The sequence below is a fragment of the Pantoea sp. X-Soil-YNGN-775 genome, assembly GCF_059730575.1.
Genome location: NZ_AP035945.1, coordinates 2,772,971 through 2,795,594, shown reverse-complemented (window position 1 = coordinate 2,795,594; position 22,624 = coordinate 2,772,971). Strand labels below are relative to the sequence as shown.

Here is a 22,624-nt window from a genome sequence, read left to right as displayed (position 1 = left end):
ATGACAATAACTCCTCAACAATTGATCGCGTTGCTGCCGCTGTTAATCGTCGGATTGACGGTGGTGGTTGTGATGCTGTCCATTGCCTGGCGACGCAACCACTTCGTTAACGCCACGCTAACGGTGGTGGGCCTGAACCTGGCGCTGCTGTCACTCTACTTTGTCGGCCAGGTCGGGGCGATGGATGTCACGCCGCTGCTGCGGGTCGATGGCTATTCCATTTTCTATACCGCGCTGGTGGTACTGGCGAGCCTGGCAACCTGTACCTTTGCTTATCCCTGGCTGACAGATTTCCCCGACAACAAAGATGAGTTCTATCTGCTGGTGCTGATTGCGGCACTCGGTGGCATCGTGCTGGCCAGCGCCAACCATCTGGCGGCGCTGTTCATCGGTATTGAGCTGCTGTCACTGCCGCTGTTTGGTCTGATTGGCTACGCTTTCCGCCAGAAACGTTCGCTGGAAGCGGCGCTGAAATACACCATCCTGTCGGCGGCGGCCTCGTCGTTCCTGCTGTTTGGTATTGCGCTGATTTACGCGGATTCCGGTAACCTGAGCTTCGTGACGCTGGGCAAGAGCCTGACTGACAGCATGATCCAGGAGCCGCTGTTGCTGGTGGGTCTGGGCATGATGATCATCGGCCTCGGCTTCAAGCTTTCGCTGGTGCCGTTCCATCTCTGGACGCCGGATGTTTATCAGGGTGCCCCTGCGCCGGTTTCAACCTTCCTCGCCACCGCCAGCAAGATTGCTATCTTCGGCGTGATTATGCGTCTGTTCATGTACGCGCCGGTAACTGATAGTGAAGCGGTGCGGACGGTACTGGGCGTGATCGCGTTCGTCTCGATCCTTTTCGGTAACCTGATGGCGATTTCGCAGAGTAATATCAAGCGTCTGCTGGGCTACTCCTCTATCGCCCATCTCGGTTATCTGCTGGTGGCGCTGATTGCGGTGAAAGATCATCAGCTGTCGCTGGAAACATCCGGGGTTTATCTGGCCGGTTACCTGTTCAGCAGCCTCGGCGCGTTTGGCGTGGTCAGTCTGATGTCCAGCCCGTATCGTGGCCCGGATGCCGATTCGCTCTACTCCTACCGTGGTCTGTTCTGGCATCGTCCGATCCTGTCAGCCGTGATGACGGTGATGATGCTGTCACTGGCCGGTATCCCGATGACGCTCGGCTTTATCGGTAAATTCTACGTTATCGCTTCGGGCGTCAGTGCGCATCTGTGGTGGTTAACCGGTGCGGTGGTGGCGGGCAGTGCGATTGGCCTCTACTACTATCTGCGCGTCACGGTGAGCCTCTATCTCAGCCCGCCGGAACTGCATACCCGCGATACGCCGGCTAACTGGGCCTTTACTGCTGGCGGTGTAGTGGTGCTGATTTCAGCGATTCTGGTGCTGCTGTTAGGGGTTTACCCGCAGCCGCTGATTACGCTGGTGCAGATGGCCCAGCCGCTGATGTAAGTTCGACCCTGACTGAACAATCAGGCCTGCGGGCCTGATTTTTTTTGCCCGTAATTTGCCTGCAGCGCGGCCGGGATCTGTCCCGACACAGGCCGATTCGCTAAAGTGAGTAAGCTGACAAGGAGACCCTATGGACATTATCTGGCTGGATAAACATCATCGTGAACTGACCACCGCCGAGCTGTATGCGCTGCTGGCACTGCGCTGTGCGGTGTTTGTGGTGGAACAGCAGTGCGCCTATCTGGATGTGGATGGCGACGATCTACAGGGTGACAACCGTCATCTGCTTGGAATGCACGACAACCAGCTGGTCGCCTATGCGCGGCTGCTGGCCCCGGCCGATGCGGCCAGTCCGGTAAAGATCGGCCGGGTAATCGTATCCGATAGCGTGCGCGGTGCGCGGCTGGGTAATCGTCTGATGGAGCAGGCAATCAATAGTTGTCAGCAGCACTGTCCGGGCCGCGATCTGTTTCTCTCCGCCCAGGCACATCTTCAGGCGTTCTATGGCCAGCACGGTTTTGTAGCGATCGGTGAGACCTACCTTGAAGATGGCATTCCGCACATTGACATGCAGAAAGCCGCCGCGGCAGGTTAAAAAAGGCGAGGCCAGTGCCTCGCCTTTCGGACTTAGCCCACCGTCATCTGCCGGTCATCAACATATTTGCGCTGGTCCGGTGCGGGCGGGAAGTACTGATAAAGCCAGGTTTCACTCAGAGTTTCCTCCTTGCTGCGCAGGAACAGACGCATATCCACCGGCTGGGTAGAATCGCTGTTTGGATACCAGTCAAACAGAATACGGTAGCCTTTCAGCGGTTCCACGTAGAGGATCTCAACCTGCTTCACGCTGCCGGATGAAACGGTAATCACCGGTTCAATGCCTTTCGGCGCCGCAGCCTGCAGATCGCCACCTATAAAGTCGATGGCGAAGCGACGGCTCCAGGTTTCCGGGAAGTGTTCGCCAGGTGCCCAGCCTTCCGGGAAGCCGCCCATACCGGTGCGGGTAGCATCGACGCGCGCCAGACCGCTGCGAACCGGCGGCAGACCGCTCCAGTAGAGTTTGTAGGAGAAGTTCAGCTCGCTGCCTGCCTTCACCGGTTCAGCCGGCTGCCAGAAGCAGACGATGTTATCCAGCGTCTCACCGGTGGTCGGGATCTCCATCAGATTGATCGCGCCTTTACCCCATTTACCGACCGGCTCAACCCACAGGCTCGGGCGTTTGTCATACCAGCCAATCACGTCCTGATAATCTTTGAAGTCGTGATTAAGCTGCAGCAGACCAAAACCGCGTGGGTTCTCATCTTCATAAGCGTTGAATTGCAGGCGCTGCGGATTATTCAGCGGACGGGCAATCCATTCGCCTTTTCCGGTCCACATCGCCAGGCGATCGGAGTCATGAATCTGAGGATGGTAGGTGTTGCACATGCGGCGTTCGTTGGTGCCGCAGCTGAACATACTGGTCATTGGCGAGATGCCGATCTGACGGATCTCTTTACGGGCAAACAGGTGGTTTTCCACTTCCATCACCACGCGTTTATCTTCGCAGTGGATGATGAACTTATAGGCGCCGGTAATGCTGGCCCCATCGAGTAACGCGTAACAGGTGAAGGTGGTGTCTTCCGCTTTCGGCGTTTCAAACCAGAAGGCGGTGAAATCCGGGAACTCTTCCTGACCGTTACTGAAGGTGTTGATGGCGACACCCCGGGCGGATAAGCCGTACTGGAAGGTCTCATCAACGGCACGAAAGTAGCTGGCACCAAGGAAGGAGACGATGTCACGACGCGCCAGTTCCGGCTTTTTAAACGCCCGGAAACCGGCAAAGCCGAGATCGGTTTTGCCTTCCAGCTGTTTGGTATCAACGTGGGCATTGTTGTAATTGAACAGCTCAGGACGGAAGTGGATCTCACGTGCCTGGCGGCTCTCGCCGTCGACTGAGAACATGCGGATACGGCGTTTAAAGCCCATCCCGACGTGGAAGAACTGAACGTCAAGTTCACGGTCAGGAATGTTGTTCCACAGTGAATGGTTGGCGTCATACTGAATTTCGTTATACGCCTGCGGAGTCAGTGTCGCCAGCGTCTGCGGCAGCGCGCCTGGCGCGCCACTCCAGGGTTGCTTTGCCAGGGCGGCCGCGTTCTTCTTCAATACGTCGAAATCGAAGCGTACTGCGGTTCCGTCAGCAATGCCATCTTCTGCCCAGGCGGATTGCGCAAACAGCGTTGACAGGCCGGTCATGCCGCTGACGGCGGAGAAGGCCATTGACGCTTTCATAAACATTCTTCGATTCATGCCAGAGATCATTCCTTAGCTGTTCGAGTTTGTCGTGACTGTCGTGCGAAATGCACTTTTATGGCCCGATAATCACAGGCAACAGGAGGGTACGACAGTCGGGTGACGTGAAAATTCAGTCCGGAGAAAATTTATCAGATTAATCAAAGAAGCGAAGCGAAATTCGGTGTTTGCCGCGCCGCCTTACACTTCTTTGCGAAAGCTCCGCCGCTATCCTGCGGCTCTGGATGGCGTTAGCAGATGAATTATCAGGTGATTCCTGGTGCGCTAAACCGGCAGAGCGCCAGATTGTGGCTATAGTTAATGGACTGCTTTGCAATTCACACGGAGGAAATGATGGTAAATCAGACTGATCAATTCGAAACCGGCCTGGATGACGATATTGCGCTGCTGACCGAAACGCTGGAAGAAGTGTTGAAGTCGTCAGGCGATCCGGCGGATCAAAAATATATCGAGCTTAAAACTAAAGCGGAACAGGCGCTGCACGACGTAAAATCCCGTGTCAGCCAGGCATCAGACAGCTACTACTATCGTGCCAAAAAAGCGGCTTACCGCGCTGACGATTATGTCCATGAGAAACCGTGGCAGGGCATCGGCATCGGCGCGACTGCCGGTCTGGTACTCGGCCTGCTGCTGGCGCGTCGCTAATTACCCTGGCGACACCGTAGCAGCACACTGATGATAAAAACGGCGGGCGATCCCCGCCGTTTTTGTTGCCGTTTCCGCCGCACCCGCTATCCGCTACCCCCGCCGTGCCGCCGATACGCGACGCCCTCGCGCTCAGACCGTCAACTCCATCGCTGTGCAGTGGTCAGCGATGTTGATTGTGTTTCATCTGCGGACTTCCTACAGTAAAGCGACCGGCATAAGGAGAACTAACGTGATCAGAGTAGAGATGCTTTCAACCGGGGATGAGGTGCTGCACGGCCAAATCGTCGATACCAATGCGGCCTGGCTGGCAGACGTTTTATTCCAGCATGGTTTGCCGATGACCAGCCGTACCACGGTTGGCGACGCCCTTGAGTCACTGGTCGCGACGCTGCAGGCGCGCAGCCATGAGGCGGATGTGCTGATTGTTAATGGCGGGCTGGGACCGACCAGTGACGATCTCAGCGCGCTGGCCGCGGCGCAGGCCTGCGGTGTTGAGCTGGAGCTGCAACAGGCGTGGCTGGCGCAAATGGAAGCCTGGTTCGCCAGTCGCGGCCGGGTGATGGCAGCCAGCAACCGCAAACAGGCGGAGATCCCGGCCAATGCCGAGCTGATTGATAATCCGGTCGGCACCGCCTGTGGCTTTGCACTGCAGTTAAATCGCTGCTGGATGTTTTTTACGCCTGGCGTGCCGTCTGAATTTAAGGTGATGGTTGAGCAGCAGATCATTCCGCGTCTTAAAGCGAAGTTTTCCCCGCCTGAACCGCCGATCTGTCTGCGGCTGACCACCTTTGGCCGTGGCGAAAGCGACCTGGCAGCGGAACTCGAACCGCTGAGCTTGCCGGAAGGCGTGGTGATGGGGTATCGCTCCTCCATGCCGATCATTGAGATCAAACTGACCGGTCCGGCCAGTCAGCGGGTGGCGATGGAGCAGGTGTGGCAGCAGGTGCGGCTGCAACTGGCGGAGTGCACCATTTTTGAAGGCATCGCGGGATTGCCGGCACTGCTGGCCAGCGAGCTACAGCAACGTGACTATCAGCTGACGCTCAGTGAGCAGTACACCGCCGGGCTGCTTTACTGGCAGCTGGCCGCAGCGGGCGTGCCGCTGTGTGGTGCTGACATCTTGCCACCTAAGCCGGAGACGCTGGAGCAGCAGGTGATCCGCACCCGCCATCTTGCCGACCAGCAACAGGCGGCGCTGGCGCTCTCTATCGGCAGCCTTGAACAGGAAGAGATTTCGGTCGCGCTGCATACGCCGGATGGTAACTTTGGTCAGCGCGTGAAGTTCAGTACCGGCCGGCATAATCTGGAGACGCGGCAGAAGGTGGTGGCAATGATGGCGATGAACATGCTGCGCCGCTGGTTACACGGCAGTGAAGTCACTACCGGTCACGGCTGGATTGATGTGGTCGAAACGGTCAGACAGTAATGTCAGTGAAAACAAAACGGGCGCCTGAGGCGCCCGTTTCGTTTCACAATGCTGACCAACTTAGCCTTGGTGGCTGTAAGTCTGACAAACGCGACCTCAGTTACAACTCAAGCTCGATCTCGCCTTTGGCTTTGCAACAGCAGGGCAGAATCTCGTCCTGCTGCACAAACGCCAGCGGCCGTTGCGGGTAGTGCACTTCGCCTTTCAGCAAACGCATCCGGCAGGAGCCGCAGTAACCTTCGCGGCACTGGAACTCCACGCACAGATTGTTGGCTTCCAGCAGCGTCAGCAGATTGGTATGTTCGTCTGTGCATTCCAGGCGGGTGCCGGAGCTGCGCAGAATAACCACGTCGCGGCTCATGATTACAGCTGGAAGTCGTCGAAGTCGTTAGCGCCCACTTCAGAATCGATCTGACCGACCAGATAGGAGCTGACTTCCACTTCCTGCGGCGCAACCTGAACGTTGTCAGAGACCAGCCAGGAGTTAATCCATGGAATCGGGTTTGAGCGCGTCTGGAACGGCAGATCAAGCCCGACAGCCTGCATACGAATATTGGTGATGTACTCAATGTACTGGCAGAGAATATCTTTGTTCAGGCCGATCATCGAACCGCCGCTGAACAGATATTCCGCCCACTCTTTTTCCTGCAGAGCGGCTTTCTTAAACAGTTCAAAGCACTCTTCACGACACTCGGCCGCAATCTCTTTCATCTCCGGATCGTCTTCACCGCTGCGCAGCAGGTTGAGCATGTGCTGGGTGCCGGTCAGGTGCAGCGCTTCATCGCGGGCAATCAGCTTGATGATTTTGGCATTGCCTTCCATCAGTTCGCGCTCGGCAAAAGCGAATGAACAGGCAAAGCTGACGTAGAAACGGATCGCTTCCAGCGCATTGACGCTCATCAGGCAGATATAGAGCTGTTTCTTCAGGGCGCGCAGGCTGACGGTGACCGATTTGCCGTTGACCTGATGGGTGCCTTCGCCCAGCAGATGCCAGTAGTTGGTCATTTCAATCAGATCGTCGTAATAGCGTGAGATATCCTGGGCACGGGCCAGAATCTGCTCATTGGTGACGATATCGTCAAACACCACCGCCGGATCGTTAACGATGTTGCGGATGATGTGGGTGTAGGAGCGCGAGTGGATAGTCTCAGAAAACGCCCAGGTTTCGATCCAGGTTTCCAGTTCAGGAATGGAGATCAGCGGCAGCAGCGCCACGTTAGGGCTACGGCCCTGAATCGAGTCCAGCAGGGTCTGATATTTCAGGTTGCTGATGAAGATGTGTTTTTCGTGGTCCGGCAGCGCCTGATAGTCGATGCGATCGCGTGACACATCGACCTCTTCCGGCCGCCAGAAGAAGGAGAGCTGCTTTTCGATCAGCTTTTCAAAGATGTCATATTTCTGCTGGTCGAAGCGCGCCACGTTTACCGACTGACCGAAAAACATCGGCTCTTTCAGCTGGTCATTTTTGTTCTGTGAGAAAGTGGAGTAAGCCATAAAAAATGTCCAAAAGTGAACGAAGCGAAGCCGCCCCGTGAAAGGAGTGGGGCGGGAGTCTCTCCCGCCCGCCCGTTAGATCTTACATGCGCCGCTTTCGCAGCCATCATCCTGGATAGAAGGTGCCAGATCGTCCTGCGCATCTTCAGCACCGTCACGGGTGTTCTGGTAGTAGAGCGTTTTCACGCCAAATTTGTACGCGGTCAGCAGATCTTTCAGCAACTGTTTCATCGGCACTTTACCGTTGGCAAAGCGCGACGGATCGTAGTTGGTGTTAGACGAGATCGCCTGGTCGATAAACTTCTGCATCAGACCCACCAGTTGCAGGTAGCCGTCGTTGTTCGGCATTTCCCACAGCAGTTCGTACTGATCTTTCAGGCGCTCATACTCCGGCACCACCTGACGCAGAATGCCATCTTTCGAGGCTTTAATGCTGATGTGGCCGCGCGGCGGTTCAATGCCGTTGGTGGCATTGGAGATCTGCGACGAAGTCTCAGACGGCATCAGTGCAGAGAGCGTGGAGTTGCGCAGGCCGTGCGTTTTGATCTCTTCACGCAGGCTTTCCCAGTCCAGATGCAGCGGCTCGTTGCTGATGGTGTCGAGATCTTTCTTGTAGGTGTCGATTGGCAGGATGCCCTGCGAATAGGTGGTTTCGTTGAACCACGGGCAGGCACCTTGCTCTTTAGCCAGCGCATTTGAGGCTTTCAGCAGGTAATACTGAATGGCTTCAAAGGTTTTATGGGTCAGACCGTTGGCGCTGCCGTCGGAGTAACGCACACCGTGTTTCGCCAGGTAGTAAGCGTAGTTAATCACGCCGATACCCAGGGTACGACGGCCCATTGCGCCACGTTTGGCCGCCGGGATCGGGTAGTCCTGATAATCGAGCAGCGCATCAAGCGCACGCACTGCCAGGGTAGCCAGCTCTTCCAGATCGTCGAGGCTGTCAATCGCACCAAGGTTGAAGGCCGACAGCGTACACAGGGCGATTTCACCGTTTTCGTCGTTAACATCTTCCAGCGGTTTGGTCGGCAGCGCGATCTCAAGGCACAGGTTAGACTGGCGAACCGGCGCAATGCTGGCGTCAAACGGGCTGTGGGTGTTGCAGTGATCGACGTTCTGAATGTAGATACGGCCGGTAGAAGCACGTTCCTGCATCATCAGTGAGAACAGATCGACCGCTTTAACCCGCTGCTTACGGATACTCTGGTCCTGCTCATATTTGGTGTAGAGGCGCTCAAACTCATCCTGATCGGCGAAGAACGCATCATACAGGCCCGGCACATCAGACGGGCTGAACAGGGTGATATCTTCCCCTTTCAGCAGGCGCTGATACATCAGTTTATTAAGCTGTACGCCGTAGTCCATGTGGCGCACGCGGTTGCCTTCAACGCCACGGTTGTTTTTCAGCACCAGCAGGCTTTCGATTTCCAGATGCCACATCGGGTAGAACAGCGTGGCTGCGCCGCCACGAACGCCGCCCTGTGAGCAGGACTTGACCGCCGTCTGGAAGTGCTTATAGAACGGGATACAACCGGTATGGAACGCTTCACCGCCGCGGATTGGGCTGCCCAGCGCACGGATACGGCCGGCATTGATGCCGATACCGGCACGCTGAGAGACATATTTCACAATTGCGCTGGAGGTGGCGTTGATCGAGTCCAGGCTGTCGCCGCACTCAATCAGGACGCAGGAGCTGAACTGACGCGTTGGCGTCCGCACGCCGGACATGATAGGCGTCGGCAGCGAGATCTTGAAGGTTGAGATCGCATCATAGAAACGCTTGATGTAATCCATCCGCGTGTCGCGCGGATAGCCCGAGAACAGGCAGGCGGCGACCAGAATATAGAGGAACTGCGCGCTCTCGTAGATTTCGCCCGAGACGCGGTTCTGCACCAGATATTTGCCTTCCAGCTGCTTCACTGCGGCATACGAGAAGTTCATGTCGCGCCAGTGGTCGAGGAACTCGTCCATCTGCGCAAACTCTTCTTCGCTGTAATCTTCCAGCAGGTGGCGGTCATATTTGCCCATGCCGACCATTTTAACCACCTGGTCATACAGCTTCGGCGGCTCGAACTGGCCATAGGCTTTTTTACGCAGATGGAAGATCGCCAGGCGGGCGGCGAGGTATTGATAATCCGGGGCATCGCGAGAGATGAGGTCTGCTGCGGCCTTGATGATGGTCTCATGAATGTCAGACGTTCTGATGCCATCATAGAACTGAATGTGGGAGCGCAGCTCCACCTGCGATACCGAGACGTTGTTCAGCCCTTCGGCTGCCCAGTCCAGTACACGGTGAATTTTGTCGAGATCAATGCGCTCCTGGCGGCCATCGCGTTTAGTAACGAGCAGACTTTGGTTCATGTCGCGTTTTTACCTTTGCGTGAGTATCCAAAAATTAAAAGAAATCCCGGTTTATACACAGCATATTCATTGTGAATAATGTGTGGATAAACACTACATCTAGGGGGTGTTGGCAAAAGCCATAACAATATGGAGGCATATTTTAGTATTTTACTGCCGCTTAACAAGAGGAAAAAATGATGTCAGGAGGGGTTGTAATTTCTGCGATATTTCCTGGCCCGCGTCTTATAAGGCCCGCCATCATGTCAACCCGATCCCACTTTTTTTTCTTAATTTGATCGAACGCGTATTTCTTATTCAATCCTTTGCGCCAGGTCCTGGAAAGGGTGAAAAACCGTCAAATTCAGCTAGCGGTGGTGTGGCAGGCAATGCGGAAAAAGGGAAAATCTGCACCGTTCAGACTGCGTGCAGGCTAACCCGTTGGCAGGCAACAAAATGATGCCGCCCGGTTTCTGCGGTTCACCTTTTCCGGTCGGGCGTGGCTAATGCAGTAAGCTTTCGCCCATCAACAGGGCGAGGCATGGCCGGCCGTGCAGCCGGGCCAGCATAATAAAGGAGGAGAGATGACGGGCAGATTTCGCCGGGCGGCGCAGCGAGATAGCGAGATGCTGAGCCGTCCGGCCAGTTAGCGCAGCGCGTCGCCCGCCGGATCGCCGGCGAGCAGGGCGCTTAAACGGCGCGGTGGGTATGCACCATATAATTGACGTCGGTGCCCGGTGCCAGCCTGAAACGGTTGGTCAGCGGGTTGTAGTGCAGGCCAATGATGTGACGTTCACGCAGTGTGGTTTCATCTACCCAGCTCAGCAGTTCGGATGGACGGATGAATTTCTTCACGTCGTGGGTCCCGCGCGGCACCATACGCAGCACATATTCAGCGCCAAACACCGCCAGTAGCCAGGCTTTAGGATTGCGGTTCAGGGTAGAGAAAAAGACTTCGCCGCCGGGCTTCACCAGCTGCGCGCAGGCGTGAACCACCGAGCGCGGATCGGGCACGTGCTCCAGCATTTCCATGCAGGTCACTACATCGTAGTGGCCGGGATGCTGTTCGGCATGGGCTTCTACCGTCTGCTGGACATAGTCGAGCGTTACGCCGCTCTCCTGGGCATGCAGACGCGCCACGGCCAGCGGTTCAGCGCCCATATCCAGCCCGGTGACGATAGCGCCTTCACGCGCCATGCTTTCCGCTAAGATGCCGCCGCCACAGCCGACGTCGAGCACTTTTTTACCATACAGACCGTTGCTGTGCTGGGCGATATAGCCCAGTCGCAGCGGGTTAATCCGGTGCAACGGTTTAAATTCACCCTCCAGATCCCACCAGCGCGAGGCCACGGCCTCAAATTTGGCAATTTCCTGCGCATCGACGTTCTGCTGATGATTCTGCGGTTGTGCATTCATTGAATCGTAACTCCTGACAAAATGTGCCATCAGTATAAACGCTTAACCGGTTATGGCACACCTTTCAGGCGTAAGGAAAAGCGGCTGAAATCGGTGGTTAACGTTCACCAGAGCATTGCAGTGTGATATACTTTCGCACCTTTAAAATCCGGGATTAAGTAGAGGGATAGCGGCTCCATGAGCGACCTTGCGAGAGAAATTACACCGGTCAATATCGAAGAAGAGTTAAAGAATTCTTACCTCGATTACGCCATGTCGGTCATCGTTGGCCGAGCTTTACCCGATGTGCGTGACGGCCTGAAGCCGGTGCATCGTCGCGTACTGTTTGCGATGAGCGAACTGGGTAACGACTGGAACAAACCCTATAAAAAATCTGCCCGCGTCGTCGGTGACGTTATCGGTAAATATCACCCGCATGGTGATTCCGCCGTTTACGACACCATTGTACGTATGGCCCAGCCTTTCTCCCTGCGTTACATGCTGGTGGACGGTCAAGGCAACTTCGGCTCCATCGACGGCGACTCCGCTGCGGCGATGCGTTATACCGAAGTCCGCATGTCCAGAATCGCCCACGATCTGTTAGCTGACCTGGAAAAAGAGACCGTCGATTTTGTCCCAAACTACGACGGCACTGAGCAGATCCCAGAAGTTCTGCCGACCAAAATTCCAAACCTGCTGGTTAATGGTTCCTCCGGTATCGCCGTGGGTATGGCCACCAATATCCCACCGCATAACCTGCGTGAAGTGATCAACGGCTGCCTGGCTTACATTGAAGATGAGAACATCAGCATTGAAGGGCTGATGGAGCACATTCCGGGACCTGATTTCCCGACCGCTGCCATCATCAATGGTCGTCGTGGCATTGAAGAAGCTTACCGTACCGGGCGCGGCAAAATTTATATCCGCGCACGTGGCGAAGTCGAAGCGGACGCCAAAACCGGCCGTGAGACCATCATCATTCATGAGCTGCCTTATCAGGTTAACAAGGCACGTCTGATTGAGAAAATCGCCGAGCTGGTGAAAGAGAAGCGTGTCGAAGGCATCAGCGCACTGCGTGATGAATCCGATAAAGACGGCATGCGCATCGTGATTGAGATCAAGCGTGATGCGGTCGGCGAAGTGGTGCTGAATAATCTCTATTCACTGACTCAGCTGCAGACCTCGTTCGGCATCAACATGGTGGCACTGCATCAGGGCCAGCCGAAGATTATGGCGCTGAAGGAGATTCTGGAAGCCTTTGTCCGCCATCGTCGTGAAGTGGTGACCCGCCGTACCATTTTCGAACTGCGTAAAGCCCGTGACCGTGCGCATATCCTTGAAGGCCTGGCGATTGCGCTGGCCAACATCGATCCGATCATTGAGCTGATTCGTCGTGCGCCAAGCCCGGCGGAAGCGAAAGCGGGTCTGGTTGCCCAGGCATGGGATCTGGGTAACGTTTCCGCGATGCTGGAGCGTGCCGGTGATGACGCCGCGCGTCCGGAGTGGCTGGATGCGCAGTTCGGTATTCGTGACGGCCAGTACTATCTGACCGAGCAGCAAGCTCAGGCGATTCTGGATCTGCGTCTGCAGAAACTGACCGGCCTTGAGCATGAAAAACTGCTGGATGAGTATAAAGCGCTGCTGGATCAGATCGCTGAATTGCTGCATATCCTGTCAAGCGCCGAGCGTCTGATGGAAGTGATTCGCGAAGAGCTGGAACTGATGCGCGATCAGTTTGGTGATGAGCGTCGCACTGAGATCACCGCCAATACTGCTGACATCAATATCGAAGACCTGATCAATCAGGAAGATGTGGTCGTGACACTGTCGCATCAGGGCTACGTGAAGTATCAGCCTCTGACCGATTACGAAGCACAGCGTCGTGGTGGTAAAGGCAAGTCGGCCGCGCGTATCAAAGAAGAAGACTTCATTGATCGTCTGCTGGTCGCCAACACCCATGACACGATCCTCTGCTTCTCAAGCCGTGGCCGTCTCTACTGGATGAAGGTTTATCAGCTGCCGGAAGCGAGCCGTGGCGCACGTGGACGTCCAATCGTCAACCTGCTGCCGCTGGAAGCCAACGAACGCATTACCGCGATTCTGCCGGTACGCGAGTACACCGAAGGCTTCAACATCTTCATGGCGACCGCCAGCGGTACCGTGAAGAAGACCGCGCTGAAAGAGTTTAGCCGTCCGCGCAGTGCCGGTATTATCGCCGTCAATCTGCGTGACGACGACGAGCTGATCGGCGTGGCGCTGACCAACGGCAACGACGAAGCGATGCTGTTCTCGGCTGCCGGTAAAGTGGTGCGCTTCGCGGAAACCGCAGTCCGTGCGATGGGCCGTACCGCATCCGGTGTGCGCGGCATCAAGCTGGCCGAAGGCGATCGCGTGGTGTCGTTGATTGTGCCGCGTGAAGAGGGTGCAATCCTTACCGTGACGCAGAATGGCTACGGTAAACGTACTGCCAACAGCGAATACCCAACCAAGTCGCGTGCGACGCAGGGTGTTATCTCCATCAAGGTGACCGATCGTAACGGTCCGGTGATTGGAGCGGTGCAGGTTGTCGATGGCGATCAGATCATGATGATCACCGATGCTGGTACGCTGGTGCGTACGCGTGTTTCAGAAGTCAGCATCGTGGGTCGTAACACCCAGGGTGTGATTTTGATCCGTACGGCTGAAGATGAAAACGTAGTTGGGCTGCAACGTGTTGCTGAACCGGTTGAAGAAGAAGAGCTGGATTCAATCGACGGTAGCGTGGCTGAAGGCGAGGACGATATCGCGCCGGAAGCGGAGCTTGATGACGAAGAGATCGCGCCAGAAGCGGATATCGATGATGAAGACGACGCGGCGGCAGACGACGAAGAGTAATTCGTTGGTCGTTAGCTGAGTACGCTGTCGAAACGGCAGGTCAGGGGAAACCCGGCCTGCCGTTTTTTTTGGCGATGGGATGCTGAAGAGGTGATGAAACGGAGAGGTGACGCGCGGCGGTGAGTGGGTGCGGTGGTTAAACGCTGCGGTGAGTGGGGGGCGGTGGTTAAACGCTGCGGTGAGTGGGGAGCGGGTCTTTCTGGGTTGGCTGAAGTGCGCTGGCGGTTGCTGGTGGCGATGGTGACTGTGGCGGGAGGGGAGAGGGTGGCGCTGCGGAGAGGTGACGCGTGGCGGTGAGTGGGTGCGGTGGTTAAACGCTGCGGTGAGTGGGGTGCGGTCGAAAGGCCCGCCCTGCCCGATCGCAAAGGAAACCCGCTTCCGTGCGGATCGGCCGCGCCTTCCGTGGCGCGGACGCTTTGCTTTTCGGACAGGGCGGCTCTTTCTGGGTTGGCTGAAGTGCGGTTGCTTTGGCTGATGTTGCTGTTGTGCGCTGGCGGTTGCTTTGGCTGATGTTGCTGTTGTGCGCTGGCGGTTGCTTTGGCTGATGTTGCTGTTGTGCGCTGGCGGTTGCTTTGGCTGATGTTGCTGTTGTGCGCTGGCGGTTGCTTTGGCTGATGTTGCTGTTATGCGCTGGCGGTTGCTGGTGGCGGTGATGGGATGTCGGATAGGGCGGGCAGCAAACCTGACTGACAGATTCAGGGATCGCAGCGGGGCGTGACGTTGTTCACCGTCTTCTGGCCAGGTGCGGCTTCAGAAACGATAGCAACGTGCCGTTAAAAGATTCCCAAACCGGGTGCTAAGCCCGCGTCCGACTGGCTTTTTTTGCCCGATAAAGCTAGTGTATGGGCATTAAAAATCGACGATGCGATTAACCTTGCCAACTGCGAGTTCCACTTGAAATATCCTGTCTCTTTCCGCACCACGCTTCGCATCTCGCGCTATCTTTTTCGCGCGCTGGCGCTGCTAATCTGGACGCTGGGCGCCGTGCTGACCGCCTTTTACATCATTAGCGTGCTGCATGAAAAAGAGACCCAGGTCCGCCAGGAGTTCGCCAGTAATTACGGCTCAATCGAGTGGTATGTCCGGCATTCAGCCGACATGATGCGAGAGCTGAAATATATCACCGAGAACCGTCTGACCAACGCCAGCAGCGGGCTGGATGTGCTGACCGGGATGATGCCGGGCAAATCGACCCAGCCGCAGTTTACGCCGCTGTTCTCCGACGGTGACTGTACTTCGATGAGCAATACCTGGCGTAACTCGCTGGATTCGCTCAGTTACTACATCAATTACTGGAAAAGTAACTTCGCTTCGTCGTACGAGCTAAATCGGGTGTTCTTTATTGGCGGTGAAAATCAGTGCCTGGCCGACTTTACCATCGGCAGCAGCAACGCCGACCGCGAACGCAGCCTGAAATCCCTGCGCGAGAACGTGCTGCGTTACCGCAACAGCAATGAAGAAGAGCGCCGTAATCCGATGTACTGGATTAACAGCAGTACCCAGCCGGGTGTGGGGACCTTCTATATGGTGGTGCCGGTTTACGTCGCCAACAAATTGCAGGCGCTGCTGGGGGTTGAGCAAAATATCCGCCTGGATGAGTTTATACAGCCTGGCAGCCTGCCGGTTATCGCTTCGATTACCGATGAAAATTATCGTCCGCTGCTTAATTCACGCCGTGGTGGCCTCGGTTTTTCGCTGGATGATCTGCCTGACGATAAGACCTGGTTTGGCTACCTCAACGGCTATCGTCAACTGGTCCTGAAAAAACCGCTGCCGCCGTCCGATCTCAACATCGTCTGGTCGATTCCCACAAACGTGGTGGTCGATCAGTTAAAACTGATGATGATTAATGCGCTGCTGCTGAATATCTTCAGTGCCGTCATGCTGTTTACGCTCGCCTGGCTGTTTGAGCGGCGGATGTTTCTGCCCGCCGAAGAGAATGCGCACCGGCTGGAAGAGCATGAGCAATTTAACCGCAAGATTGTCGCCTCAGCGCCGGTCGGTATCTGTATTTTACGCACCAGCGACGGCACCAATATCCTGAGTAATGAGCTGGCGCACAACTATCTGACGCTGCTTACTCAGGAAGATCGTCAGCGGCTGAACGAAATCATTGGCGGTCAGCAGGTAAATTTTGTCGATGTGCTGACCGGCAGTAATACCAACCTGCAAATCAGCTTCGTTCATTCACGCTATCGCAATGAGAATGTGGCGATTTGTGTATTGGTGGATGTCTCGGCGCGCGTCCGAATGGAACAGTCGCTGCAGGAGATGGCGCACGCCGCCGAGCAGGCCAGTCAGTCGAAATCGATGTTCCTCGCGACCGTCAGTCACGAACTGCGTACCCCGCTGTATGGCATTATCGGTAACCTCGATCTGTTGCAGACCAAGCAGTTGCCAAGCGGCATTGATTCGCTGGTAACCGCGATGAATAACTCCTCCAGCCTGCTGCTGAAAATCATCAGCGATATTCTCGACTTCTCTAAAATTGAGTCGGAACAGCTGAAGATTGAGCCGCGGCCGTTTGCCCCGCGTGAAATCGTTACTCATATCGTCGGTAACTATCTGTCGCTGGTGGTGAAAAAGCGACTAACGCTCTACTGCTTCATCGAACATGACGTGCCGCAGGTGCTGGATGGCGATCCGCTGCGTCTGCAGCAGGTGATCTCGAATCTGCTGAACAACGCGATCAAGTTCACCCACACCGGCTGCATCATCCTGCATGCCTACGTTGCCGAGGGTTATCTGGCGTTCCGCGTTCGTGATACCGGCGTCGGCATTCCGGCCAAAGAGCTGCCGCGACTGTTTGATCCGTTCTTCCAGGTGGGCAATGGCGTGCAGCGTAATTTCCAGGGCACCGGTCTGGGACTGGCGATTTGTGAAAAGCTGATCAACATGATGGACGGCGATATTGAGGTCGACTCCGAGCCGGGCATGGGCAGTCAGTTCATCGTGCGTATCCCGATCTACAAAGGACAGCAGCCTGCGCTGCCGTTGCTGGAAGGGATGCAGGATAAGAAAATCTGGCTGGCGATGTGCAACGAATATCTGGCGGAATTTATTGCGCGCCAGTTACGGCAGCAGGGCATTCAGGTGGCTGAGTACCACGGCAAACCCGGTCCGGACGATGTGGTGATGACCGACCACGAACTGGATATTGATTTGCCGCTGCGGGCGCTGGTGACGTTTGACGGTTCGCACGTCGATATGCCGCGTGAACGTCAGCCGGGACGCTGGATCCATTCTACTGCCACGCTGCACGAAGTGCCGACGCTGCTGGCACGCATCTATCGCATCGCGCTGGACAGCGACGCGGCAGACGCGCTGCTGCTGGCCGGACCGGTAGAAGAGAAAGTGCATAACGATGACATCATGGTGCTGATTGTGGACGATCACCCAATCAACCGCATGCTGCTGTCAGAACAGCTCGGCACGCTGGGCTATCAGGTTAAAACGGCACAGGATGGCGTCGATGCGCTCAACGTGCTGAGCCGTAATGAGATTGATATCGTGCTGACCGACGTCAATATGCCGAACATGGATGGTTACCGACTGACGCAGCGGCTTCGTCAGCTGGGGCATCTGTTCCCGGTGGTCGGCGTTACCGCGAATGCGCTGGCTGAAGAGAAGCAGCGTTGTATGGATGCGGGCATGGATAACTGTCTGTCGAAGCCGGTAACCCTGGATGTGCTGAAGGTGACGCTGGCGATCTATGCGGAGCGGGTACGTAAAACGCGGGCAGGATAGCAGAGGGCAGAAGAAGTAAAGGCGGTGCCGGTGGCACCGCCTCGTGATACTAGTCTTTTTCGACCTGAGTCTGGCTGACAGACGACAGGTAGTTCAGCAGCGCGATATCGTTATCCACGCCCAGTTTCATCATGGCTGATTTCTTCTGGCTACTGATGGTCTTAATACTGCGGTTCAGTTTCTTGGCAATTTCGGTAACCAGGAAGCCTTCAGCGAACAGACGCAGCACTTCGCTCTCTTTCGGTGACAGGCGTTTGTCGCCGTAACCGCCAGCGCTGATCTTCTCCAGCAGTTTCGCGACGCTTTCCGGCGTGTACTTTTTGCCTTTCTGCAACGCGGCCAGCGCTTTTGGCAGGTCGGTTGGCGCGCCCTGCTTCAGGACAATCCCTTCAATATCGAGATCCAGTACCGAGCTCAGAATCGCCGGGTTATTGTTCATGGTCAGAACGATAATCGACAGATCCGGATAGTGACGTTTAATATATTTAATCAGCGTGATGCCATCGCCATACTTTTCACCGGGCATAGAGAGATCGGTGATCAGGACATTCGCATCGAGCTTAGACAGATTGTTGATCAGTGCTGTTGAGTCTTCGAACTCACCTACAACGTTAACCCATTCAATTTGTTCCAGAGATTTTCGGATACCGAAAAGAACAATTGGATGGTCATCGGCAATAATTACGTTTAAGTTATTCATCTTATTGGTTACCTTGCTGCAGCAGTTGATTGACGTAAGCGTCAATATCACTGGTGGTATTTGTAATGTTTGAATCGTCACACGCTTTAATGTGGTGTTCTAACTCTTCACAAAGCTGTTTGCCGGGAGTCAGATTAAGCATGGCAAACACGCCCTTAAGGCGATGCGCTGTCTGAGCAAGCGAGGCGTAGTCCTTTTCCGCCGACTCAGTATACAGTCTCTTTACATCAACCGGTACTGTCTCAGTAAACAGCTGGAAATAGCCGCCGCTCATCAATGGCGTGGCCGCTTCTTCTTCAGCGTCATCTTCCATCACATCGTGTGACAGTTGCTTCTCAATCAGCGCCAGCAATGCATCGAGCAGCGCATTACTGAGATTGAAATTAACCCGATACTGCTGGTCATTCAGTGCATGATGACCGGGTTCATCGCCGGCCAGCAGCAGTGACCAGCCGCTCAGTTTGTTGGGATCATCGGTTATCAGCACATCATGATCCTGACCGGAAATACGCTCGTCTGGCGTCAGACACCGCGCACCCCAGTTTTCCAGATGGCGGCAGACGATCTTGTGCACGTCTTCCACGGCGATTTCCACCAGCGCGGTGACGCCATCGAGAATTTTTTCCTCTTCCTCTTCGGTTTTTTGCTCCAGCACCAGCGGCAGCTGCATGTTATAGCGGGTGCCGATATCGGCTTTCGCCACGATATCCAGACTGCCGCCCATCTGCTTGCACAGCTGTTTACACAGGAAGAACGCCATTCCTGACGCCTGACCATAGCGATCCTGGCTGGTGTCACCGAGGAATGGGAAATCAACATTGGCCAGCTCATCGACCGTCAGGCCGGCCCCGGTATCAACCAGTTCAATCAACAAGCGATCGGCCTGCTTGTCTGCCGCTTTGACTTCCAGCGTGATTTTACCCCAGCGGGTGGTGGTCAGCGCGTAGTGCATCAGGGTAATCAGCACCTTACGCAGCGCGCGGCGATCGCCAAAACGCATTTCGTCGTTCGGCAGATGATTATTCACCACCAGCGACAGCCCTTTACGGCGCATCAGCGGCAGGCTTTCCAGCGCAATCTCATCCAGCAGTTCCTGCAGGCTGAATACTGTCGCATCCGGTGACCAGTCGTGCGCTTCCAGCCGGTTGAGCAGCACAATATCGTCGACCAGCCGCGCCAGACCCTGGCTCTCATCCAGCACGTCCAGCACCGTTTCATCGCTGTCACGCTGGCTGAGCTGGACCAGCTGGGCCACGATTTTTTCCAGCGGCTGATTCAGGGCATGGCCAAGGTTATGCAGCAGCTGCTGGCGCATCTGATGATTGCGATCCAGCACCTGCTGCGCTTTTTGCAGCTTCTTGTTGACCAGCAGCTCGCGATCCTGGTCGCGCATCATAAATAGCTGAGTATGGGGCGACAACACGCTGCGGGCGTGGCGGATCTCATACACTTCGTTATTGATGGTCGCCTGCAGCACGCCCTGATGCTGGTCGGACATATTAATGATCTTCTGCAAATTAAGGTGTGGCAGAAGGTGTTCTGCAATCTTATTACTCAGCAGGGTGCGGTTACTGGCAAAGTCGTAGACCAGCAGGCCGACCGGCAGGCTGGCCACAATCTCTTCATTCAGAACCCGCAGCGAGTCGAGTTCAGCGCTCTGGTTCTCGCTGGGACGCAGTGACTGCTGGCGCAGCAGCACCATGCCGCCCAGCGACAGCAGGAAAAGCAGCAGGTTAATCAGCAGCGGCCACAGCAGATTATGCAGGGTATCGATGATCAGCCGGCTAATCGGTACCCGGTAGACCAGCTGCAACGAGGTGCTGGGCAGCGTAGCGGCAATTTCCACATTCGGATTCACCAGTGAAATCTGGGTATCTTCCGTCTCCTGCTGATCCGTGCTGGTGGCAGGCACCGAGCTGTCCTGCCGCAGTTGGAAGTTTTCCAGTGGCATATTTTGTGGGATCAGATCGTTGACCGGCAGATCAAAGGCCACCACCGTCGCCAGATGGCCGGGCTGATTAAAGGTGGTACGCAGGGTAAAATAGTGATCGTTTTGAAAGGCGAGGTGGCGCAGCGCCGAGAAACTTTCGCGCTCATCCAGCGCATTGGCCTGCTGCAGCATCTCCGCACGACGCGCATCCACCATTGAACTGATGGCGCTCTCTTTATAGCGGGTCGCCATATCTTTCAGCGGCAGGGTAGAGATCATGATCAGGCTGTTATCCTGACCGTTCAGAAAATACATCGACCAGGTCGGATTTTCGGCGCCCCACAGCGTGTCGAGATAGTTCGACATCCGCATGGTCATGTCCAGCGTGCTGCTGTCATGCGAGCCAAAAATCAACGCCTCGGTTTTGCGGCGGGTTTTTTCCAGATAATAGACGTCAGGACGCAGTCGCGTCTCCTGCAGATTGGCGCTGGGGGCGGCACCCGCGGCGCTGGTTGAGAGGTTTTCATAAATCTGCCAGGTGGCAAAACGATAGGCGTCGATGCGTTTCTGCACGTCGCGCGCCAGATCGGTCATTGCGTAACGTTTGCTGGTCAGCCAGGCATTGACCGAGTTGTGCACCATAAAGCCCAGCGCCAGCAGCAGCACCAGATTGAAAACCACAAAAAAGCGGGTGACATTGCCGGATGTCAGGGGAAACTTATAAGGCAACATAGCGTGTCTGATACCTGAATTATCGCGCAACTTTTCGCGCACTGGCGGCCACAGCTAACAGTAACAGCGCGATTAATATAAATGCGCCGCTGAGGCTGATCCATTGTGATATGAATCCGATTAAGGCCGGACCTGAGAGAATACCCGCATATCCCAGCGTTGTCATGGCAGAAATCGCCAGGTTTGCCGGCATATCCTGTTGATTCCCCGCCGCATTGAATAACATCGGCACGGTATTCGATAAACCGAATCCGACCAGCAGAAAAGCCAGTAGCGCCATTTCCGGCCACGGCAGCCACACCGCCAGGCTCATGCCAGCAGCGGCCGTCAGCGCGCCGGTCAGCATCACCGGATAACGACCAAAGCGGTGAATGATCTTATCGCCGCTAAACCGGCCCAGCGTCATCGCCGTTGAGAACAGCGCATAGCCCAGACCGGCATGGGTCGGCGACATGGCCGGGTTCTGCAACAGCAGCAGCGCGCCCCAGTCCAGCACCGCCCCTTCCGCCAGAAACAGGATAAAGCAGAGCGCACCCAGAAAGGCAACCCAGCCACGCGGGATCACCAGCCACGGCTGATCGGGCTGATGCAAACGCTGATTCATTAAGCCAGGCAGGCGCCACAGTAACAGCAGCAGCATTACCGCCATGATCACCATCACGGCGTTCAGCGGGGTAAGACTCAGGCTTAACAGCAGGCTCACCGCGCCAGCGCCCAGAATGCCGCCGAGGCTAAAGAAACCGTGAAAGCCAGACATCATCGGTTTGCTGGCGGCTTTTTCAACCTGCACCGCCTGGTAGTTCATGGCGACATCCAGCATACCCAGGCCGGCACCAAAACACATCAATGCTGCTGCCATCACCAGATGGGAATCAGCGGTGGCCAGTAGCGGCATCATCGCCAGCACCAGCAACGTCGACAGACACATCACCCGCCGGCAGCCAAATCGCGCAACTAATGTGCCGGTGATCGGCATCGCCGCCAGCGAACCAATGCCCAGACAGAGCAGTAACGCGCCCAGTGAGGCACCGTTAAGCTGCAGGCGGTCGCGCGCAAACGGCACCAGCGGTGCCCAGGCTGACATGCCTAAACCATTGATTAAAAACACCGTGCGGGTGCCCCAGTTCAGGCGGCTATCGGGTTTATTTTGCTGTGCAGCGTCCAGTGCAGTCATAGGTCAGATTCATCAGTGGCAAAGCGAAAAAGTGTAGCATTGCGGCCATGAAAACTGGCACCCGCCGCGCCATTTATTACCGGTGTGGTGCAGCGGCAGATGCGTCACAAAACCGCGAGTTTACCGACTTTTAGCGGTGCGCGGATTTTTTCCAGAACTTTCCTGGCTAATCTCGCAATACGTAACGTGACTTAAGCCAAATTTGATCGCCATTTTTCAACCACTTGTCAGCGAAAATGGCGATCAGGGCCAGCGATAAATGATGGCTGAATCGCTTAATTAAGAAATTCTTTTTTCCGCTCTAAAGTTCAGTTGGAGGTTATTTTTTAACCTTTTAAACCCAATCATAGAAACTTCCCGCAACAAATTGACATGTAAAAACAACGATAAAGCAAATTTGCTGAAAGCCTTATTGCA

The 22,624-nt window shown here is 55.6% G+C and carries 14 protein-coding genes; 6 read left to right on the top strand and 8 right to left on the bottom strand.

All coding sequences use genetic code 11. The annotated features are described in order from the left end of the window. Both nuoN and AC6I8I_RS13010 read left to right on the top strand, forming a co-directional pair. Complete coding sequence (gene nuoN, locus AC6I8I_RS13015) at nt 1-1,458, top strand: NADH-quinone oxidoreductase subunit NuoN (RefSeq protein WP_312055910.1); 1,458 nt, start codon at nt 1-3, stop codon at nt 1,456-1,458. A 130-nt stretch (nt 1,459-1,588) separates the two neighbouring features. Next, nucleotides 1,589-2,053: a GNAT family N-acetyltransferase gene (locus AC6I8I_RS13010; protein WP_312055911.1), complete on the top strand. Its 465-nt coding sequence runs from the start codon at nt 1,589-1,591 to the stop codon at nt 2,051-2,053. 32 nt (nt 2,054-2,085) lie between these two features. On the opposite strand, the gene AC6I8I_RS13005 is transcribed toward AC6I8I_RS13010, so the two are convergent. Then, a complete protein-coding gene (locus AC6I8I_RS13005; RefSeq protein ID WP_069728987.1) occupies nt 2,086-3,744 on the bottom strand; it encodes a glucan biosynthesis protein D in 1,659 nt (552 codons plus the stop codon). Nucleotides 3,745-4,080: 336 nt separating this feature from the next. Between AC6I8I_RS13005 and elaB the strand changes: the two genes are divergently transcribed. Together elaB and AC6I8I_RS12995 are read left to right on the top strand one after the other, a co-directional pair. Beyond that, on the top strand, nt 4,081-4,392 hold the full coding sequence (gene elaB, locus AC6I8I_RS13000) for a stress response protein ElaB (RefSeq protein WP_159858965.1): 312 nt from the start codon (nt 4,081-4,083) through the stop codon (nt 4,390-4,392). 232 nt (nt 4,393-4,624) lie between these two features. Then, a complete protein-coding gene (locus tag AC6I8I_RS12995; protein ID WP_312056735.1) occupies nt 4,625-5,821 on the top strand; it encodes a nicotinamide mononucleotide deamidase-related protein YfaY in 1,197 nt (398 codons plus the stop codon). Between the two features lie 100 nt (nt 5,822-5,921). On the opposite strand, the gene yfaE is transcribed toward AC6I8I_RS12995, so the two are convergent. The 4 genes from yfaE to ubiG all read right to left on the bottom strand — a co-directional run bounded on the left by yfaE (nt 5,922) and on the right by ubiG (nt 11,071). Further along, a complete protein-coding gene (yfaE, locus tag AC6I8I_RS12990; RefSeq protein ID WP_010258095.1) occupies nt 5,922-6,182 on the bottom strand; it encodes a class I ribonucleotide reductase maintenance protein YfaE in 261 nt (86 codons plus the stop codon). A gap of 2 nt (nt 6,183-6,184) precedes the next feature. Beyond that, complete coding sequence (gene nrdB / locus AC6I8I_RS12985; protein WP_312056733.1) at nt 6,185-7,315, bottom strand: class Ia ribonucleoside-diphosphate reductase subunit beta; 1,131 nt, start codon at nt 7,313-7,315, stop codon at nt 6,185-6,187. A gap of 75 nt (nt 7,316-7,390) precedes the next feature. Further along, on the bottom strand, nt 7,391-9,676 hold the full coding sequence (gene nrdA, locus AC6I8I_RS12980) for a class 1a ribonucleoside-diphosphate reductase subunit alpha (protein ID WP_497827934.1): 2,286 nt from the start codon (nt 9,674-9,676) through the stop codon (nt 7,391-7,393). Between the two features lie 669 nt (nt 9,677-10,345). Then, nucleotides 10,346-11,071: a bifunctional 2-polyprenyl-6-hydroxyphenol methylase/3-demethylubiquinol 3-O-methyltransferase UbiG gene (gene ubiG / locus AC6I8I_RS12975; RefSeq protein ID WP_312056731.1), complete on the bottom strand. Its 726-nt coding sequence runs from the start codon at nt 11,069-11,071 to the stop codon at nt 10,346-10,348. Between the two features lie 177 nt (nt 11,072-11,248). Between ubiG and gyrA the strand changes: the two genes are divergently transcribed. After that, the gene (gene gyrA / locus AC6I8I_RS12970; protein WP_312056730.1) at nt 11,249-13,924 is read left to right on the top strand and encodes a DNA topoisomerase (ATP-hydrolyzing) subunit A; all 2,676 of its coding nucleotides are present in this window, start codon (nt 11,249-11,251) and stop codon (nt 13,922-13,924) included. Between the two features lie 894 nt (nt 13,925-14,818). Continuing rightward, nucleotides 14,819-17,671, top strand: coding sequence for a two-component system sensor histidine kinase RcsC (gene rcsC, locus AC6I8I_RS12965; RefSeq protein ID WP_497827933.1), 2,853 nt, complete (start codon nt 14,819-14,821; stop codon nt 17,669-17,671). A gap of 49 nt (nt 17,672-17,720) precedes the next feature. Here rcsC and rcsB read toward each other — a convergent pair whose 3' ends face one another. From rcsB to AC6I8I_RS12950, 3 genes are read right to left on the bottom strand one after another with little or no spacing between them, the layout of a single operon-like run. Next, the gene (gene rcsB / locus AC6I8I_RS12960) at nt 17,721-18,371 is read right to left on the bottom strand and encodes a response regulator transcription factor RcsB (RefSeq protein ID WP_031376602.1); all 651 of its coding nucleotides are present in this window, start codon (nt 18,369-18,371) and stop codon (nt 17,721-17,723) included. 1 nt (nt 18,372) lies between these two features. Continuing rightward, nucleotides 18,373-21,030 (bottom strand): phosphotransferase RcsD, encoded by a 2,658-nt coding sequence (gene rcsD, locus AC6I8I_RS12955; RefSeq protein ID WP_312056737.1) that lies wholly within the window; start codon nt 21,028-21,030, stop codon nt 18,373-18,375. Between the two features lie 22 nt (nt 21,031-21,052). Next, nucleotides 21,053-22,207 carry an MFS transporter gene (locus AC6I8I_RS12950; RefSeq protein ID WP_312056728.1) on the bottom strand — a complete coding sequence of 385 codons (1,155 nt, stop codon included), beginning with the start codon at nt 22,205-22,207 and terminating at the stop codon, nt 21,053-21,055. Nucleotides 22,208-22,624: the final 417 nt, after the last annotated feature.

What these genes read in the sequence shown, in the direction of transcription:
- nuoN (WP_312055910.1), top strand. Translation starts at nt 1, where the DNA reads ATGACAATAACTCCTCAACAATTGATCGCGTTGCTGCCGCTGTTAATC.
- AC6I8I_RS13010 (WP_312055911.1), top strand. Translation starts at nt 1,589, where the DNA reads ATGGACATTATCTGGCTGGATAAACATCATCGTGAACTGACCACCGCC.
- AC6I8I_RS13005 (WP_069728987.1), bottom strand. Translation starts at nt 3,744, where the DNA reads ATGAATCGAAGAATGTTTATGAAAGCGTCAATGGCCTTCTCCGCCGTC.
- elaB (WP_159858965.1), top strand. Translation starts at nt 4,081, where the DNA reads ATGGTAAATCAGACTGATCAATTCGAAACCGGCCTGGATGACGATATT.
- yfaE (WP_010258095.1), bottom strand. Translation starts at nt 6,182, where the DNA reads ATGAGCCGCGACGTGGTTATTCTGCGCAGCTCCGGCACCCGCCTGGAA.
- nrdB (WP_312056733.1), bottom strand. Translation starts at nt 7,315, where the DNA reads ATGGCTTACTCCACTTTCTCACAGAACAAAAATGACCAGCTGAAAGAG.
- nrdA (WP_497827934.1), bottom strand. Translation starts at nt 9,676, where the DNA reads ATGAACCAAAGTCTGCTCGTTACTAAACGCGATGGCCGCCAGGAGCGC.
- ubiG (WP_312056731.1), bottom strand. Translation starts at nt 11,071, where the DNA reads ATGAATGCACAACCGCAGAATCATCAGCAGAACGTCGATGCGCAGGAA.
- gyrA (WP_312056730.1), top strand. Translation starts at nt 11,249, where the DNA reads ATGAGCGACCTTGCGAGAGAAATTACACCGGTCAATATCGAAGAAGAG.
- rcsB (WP_031376602.1), bottom strand. Translation starts at nt 18,371, where the DNA reads ATGAATAACTTAAACGTAATTATTGCCGATGACCATCCAATTGTTCTT.
- AC6I8I_RS12950 (WP_312056728.1), bottom strand. Translation starts at nt 22,207, where the DNA reads ATGACTGCACTGGACGCTGCACAGCAAAATAAACCCGATAGCCGCCTG.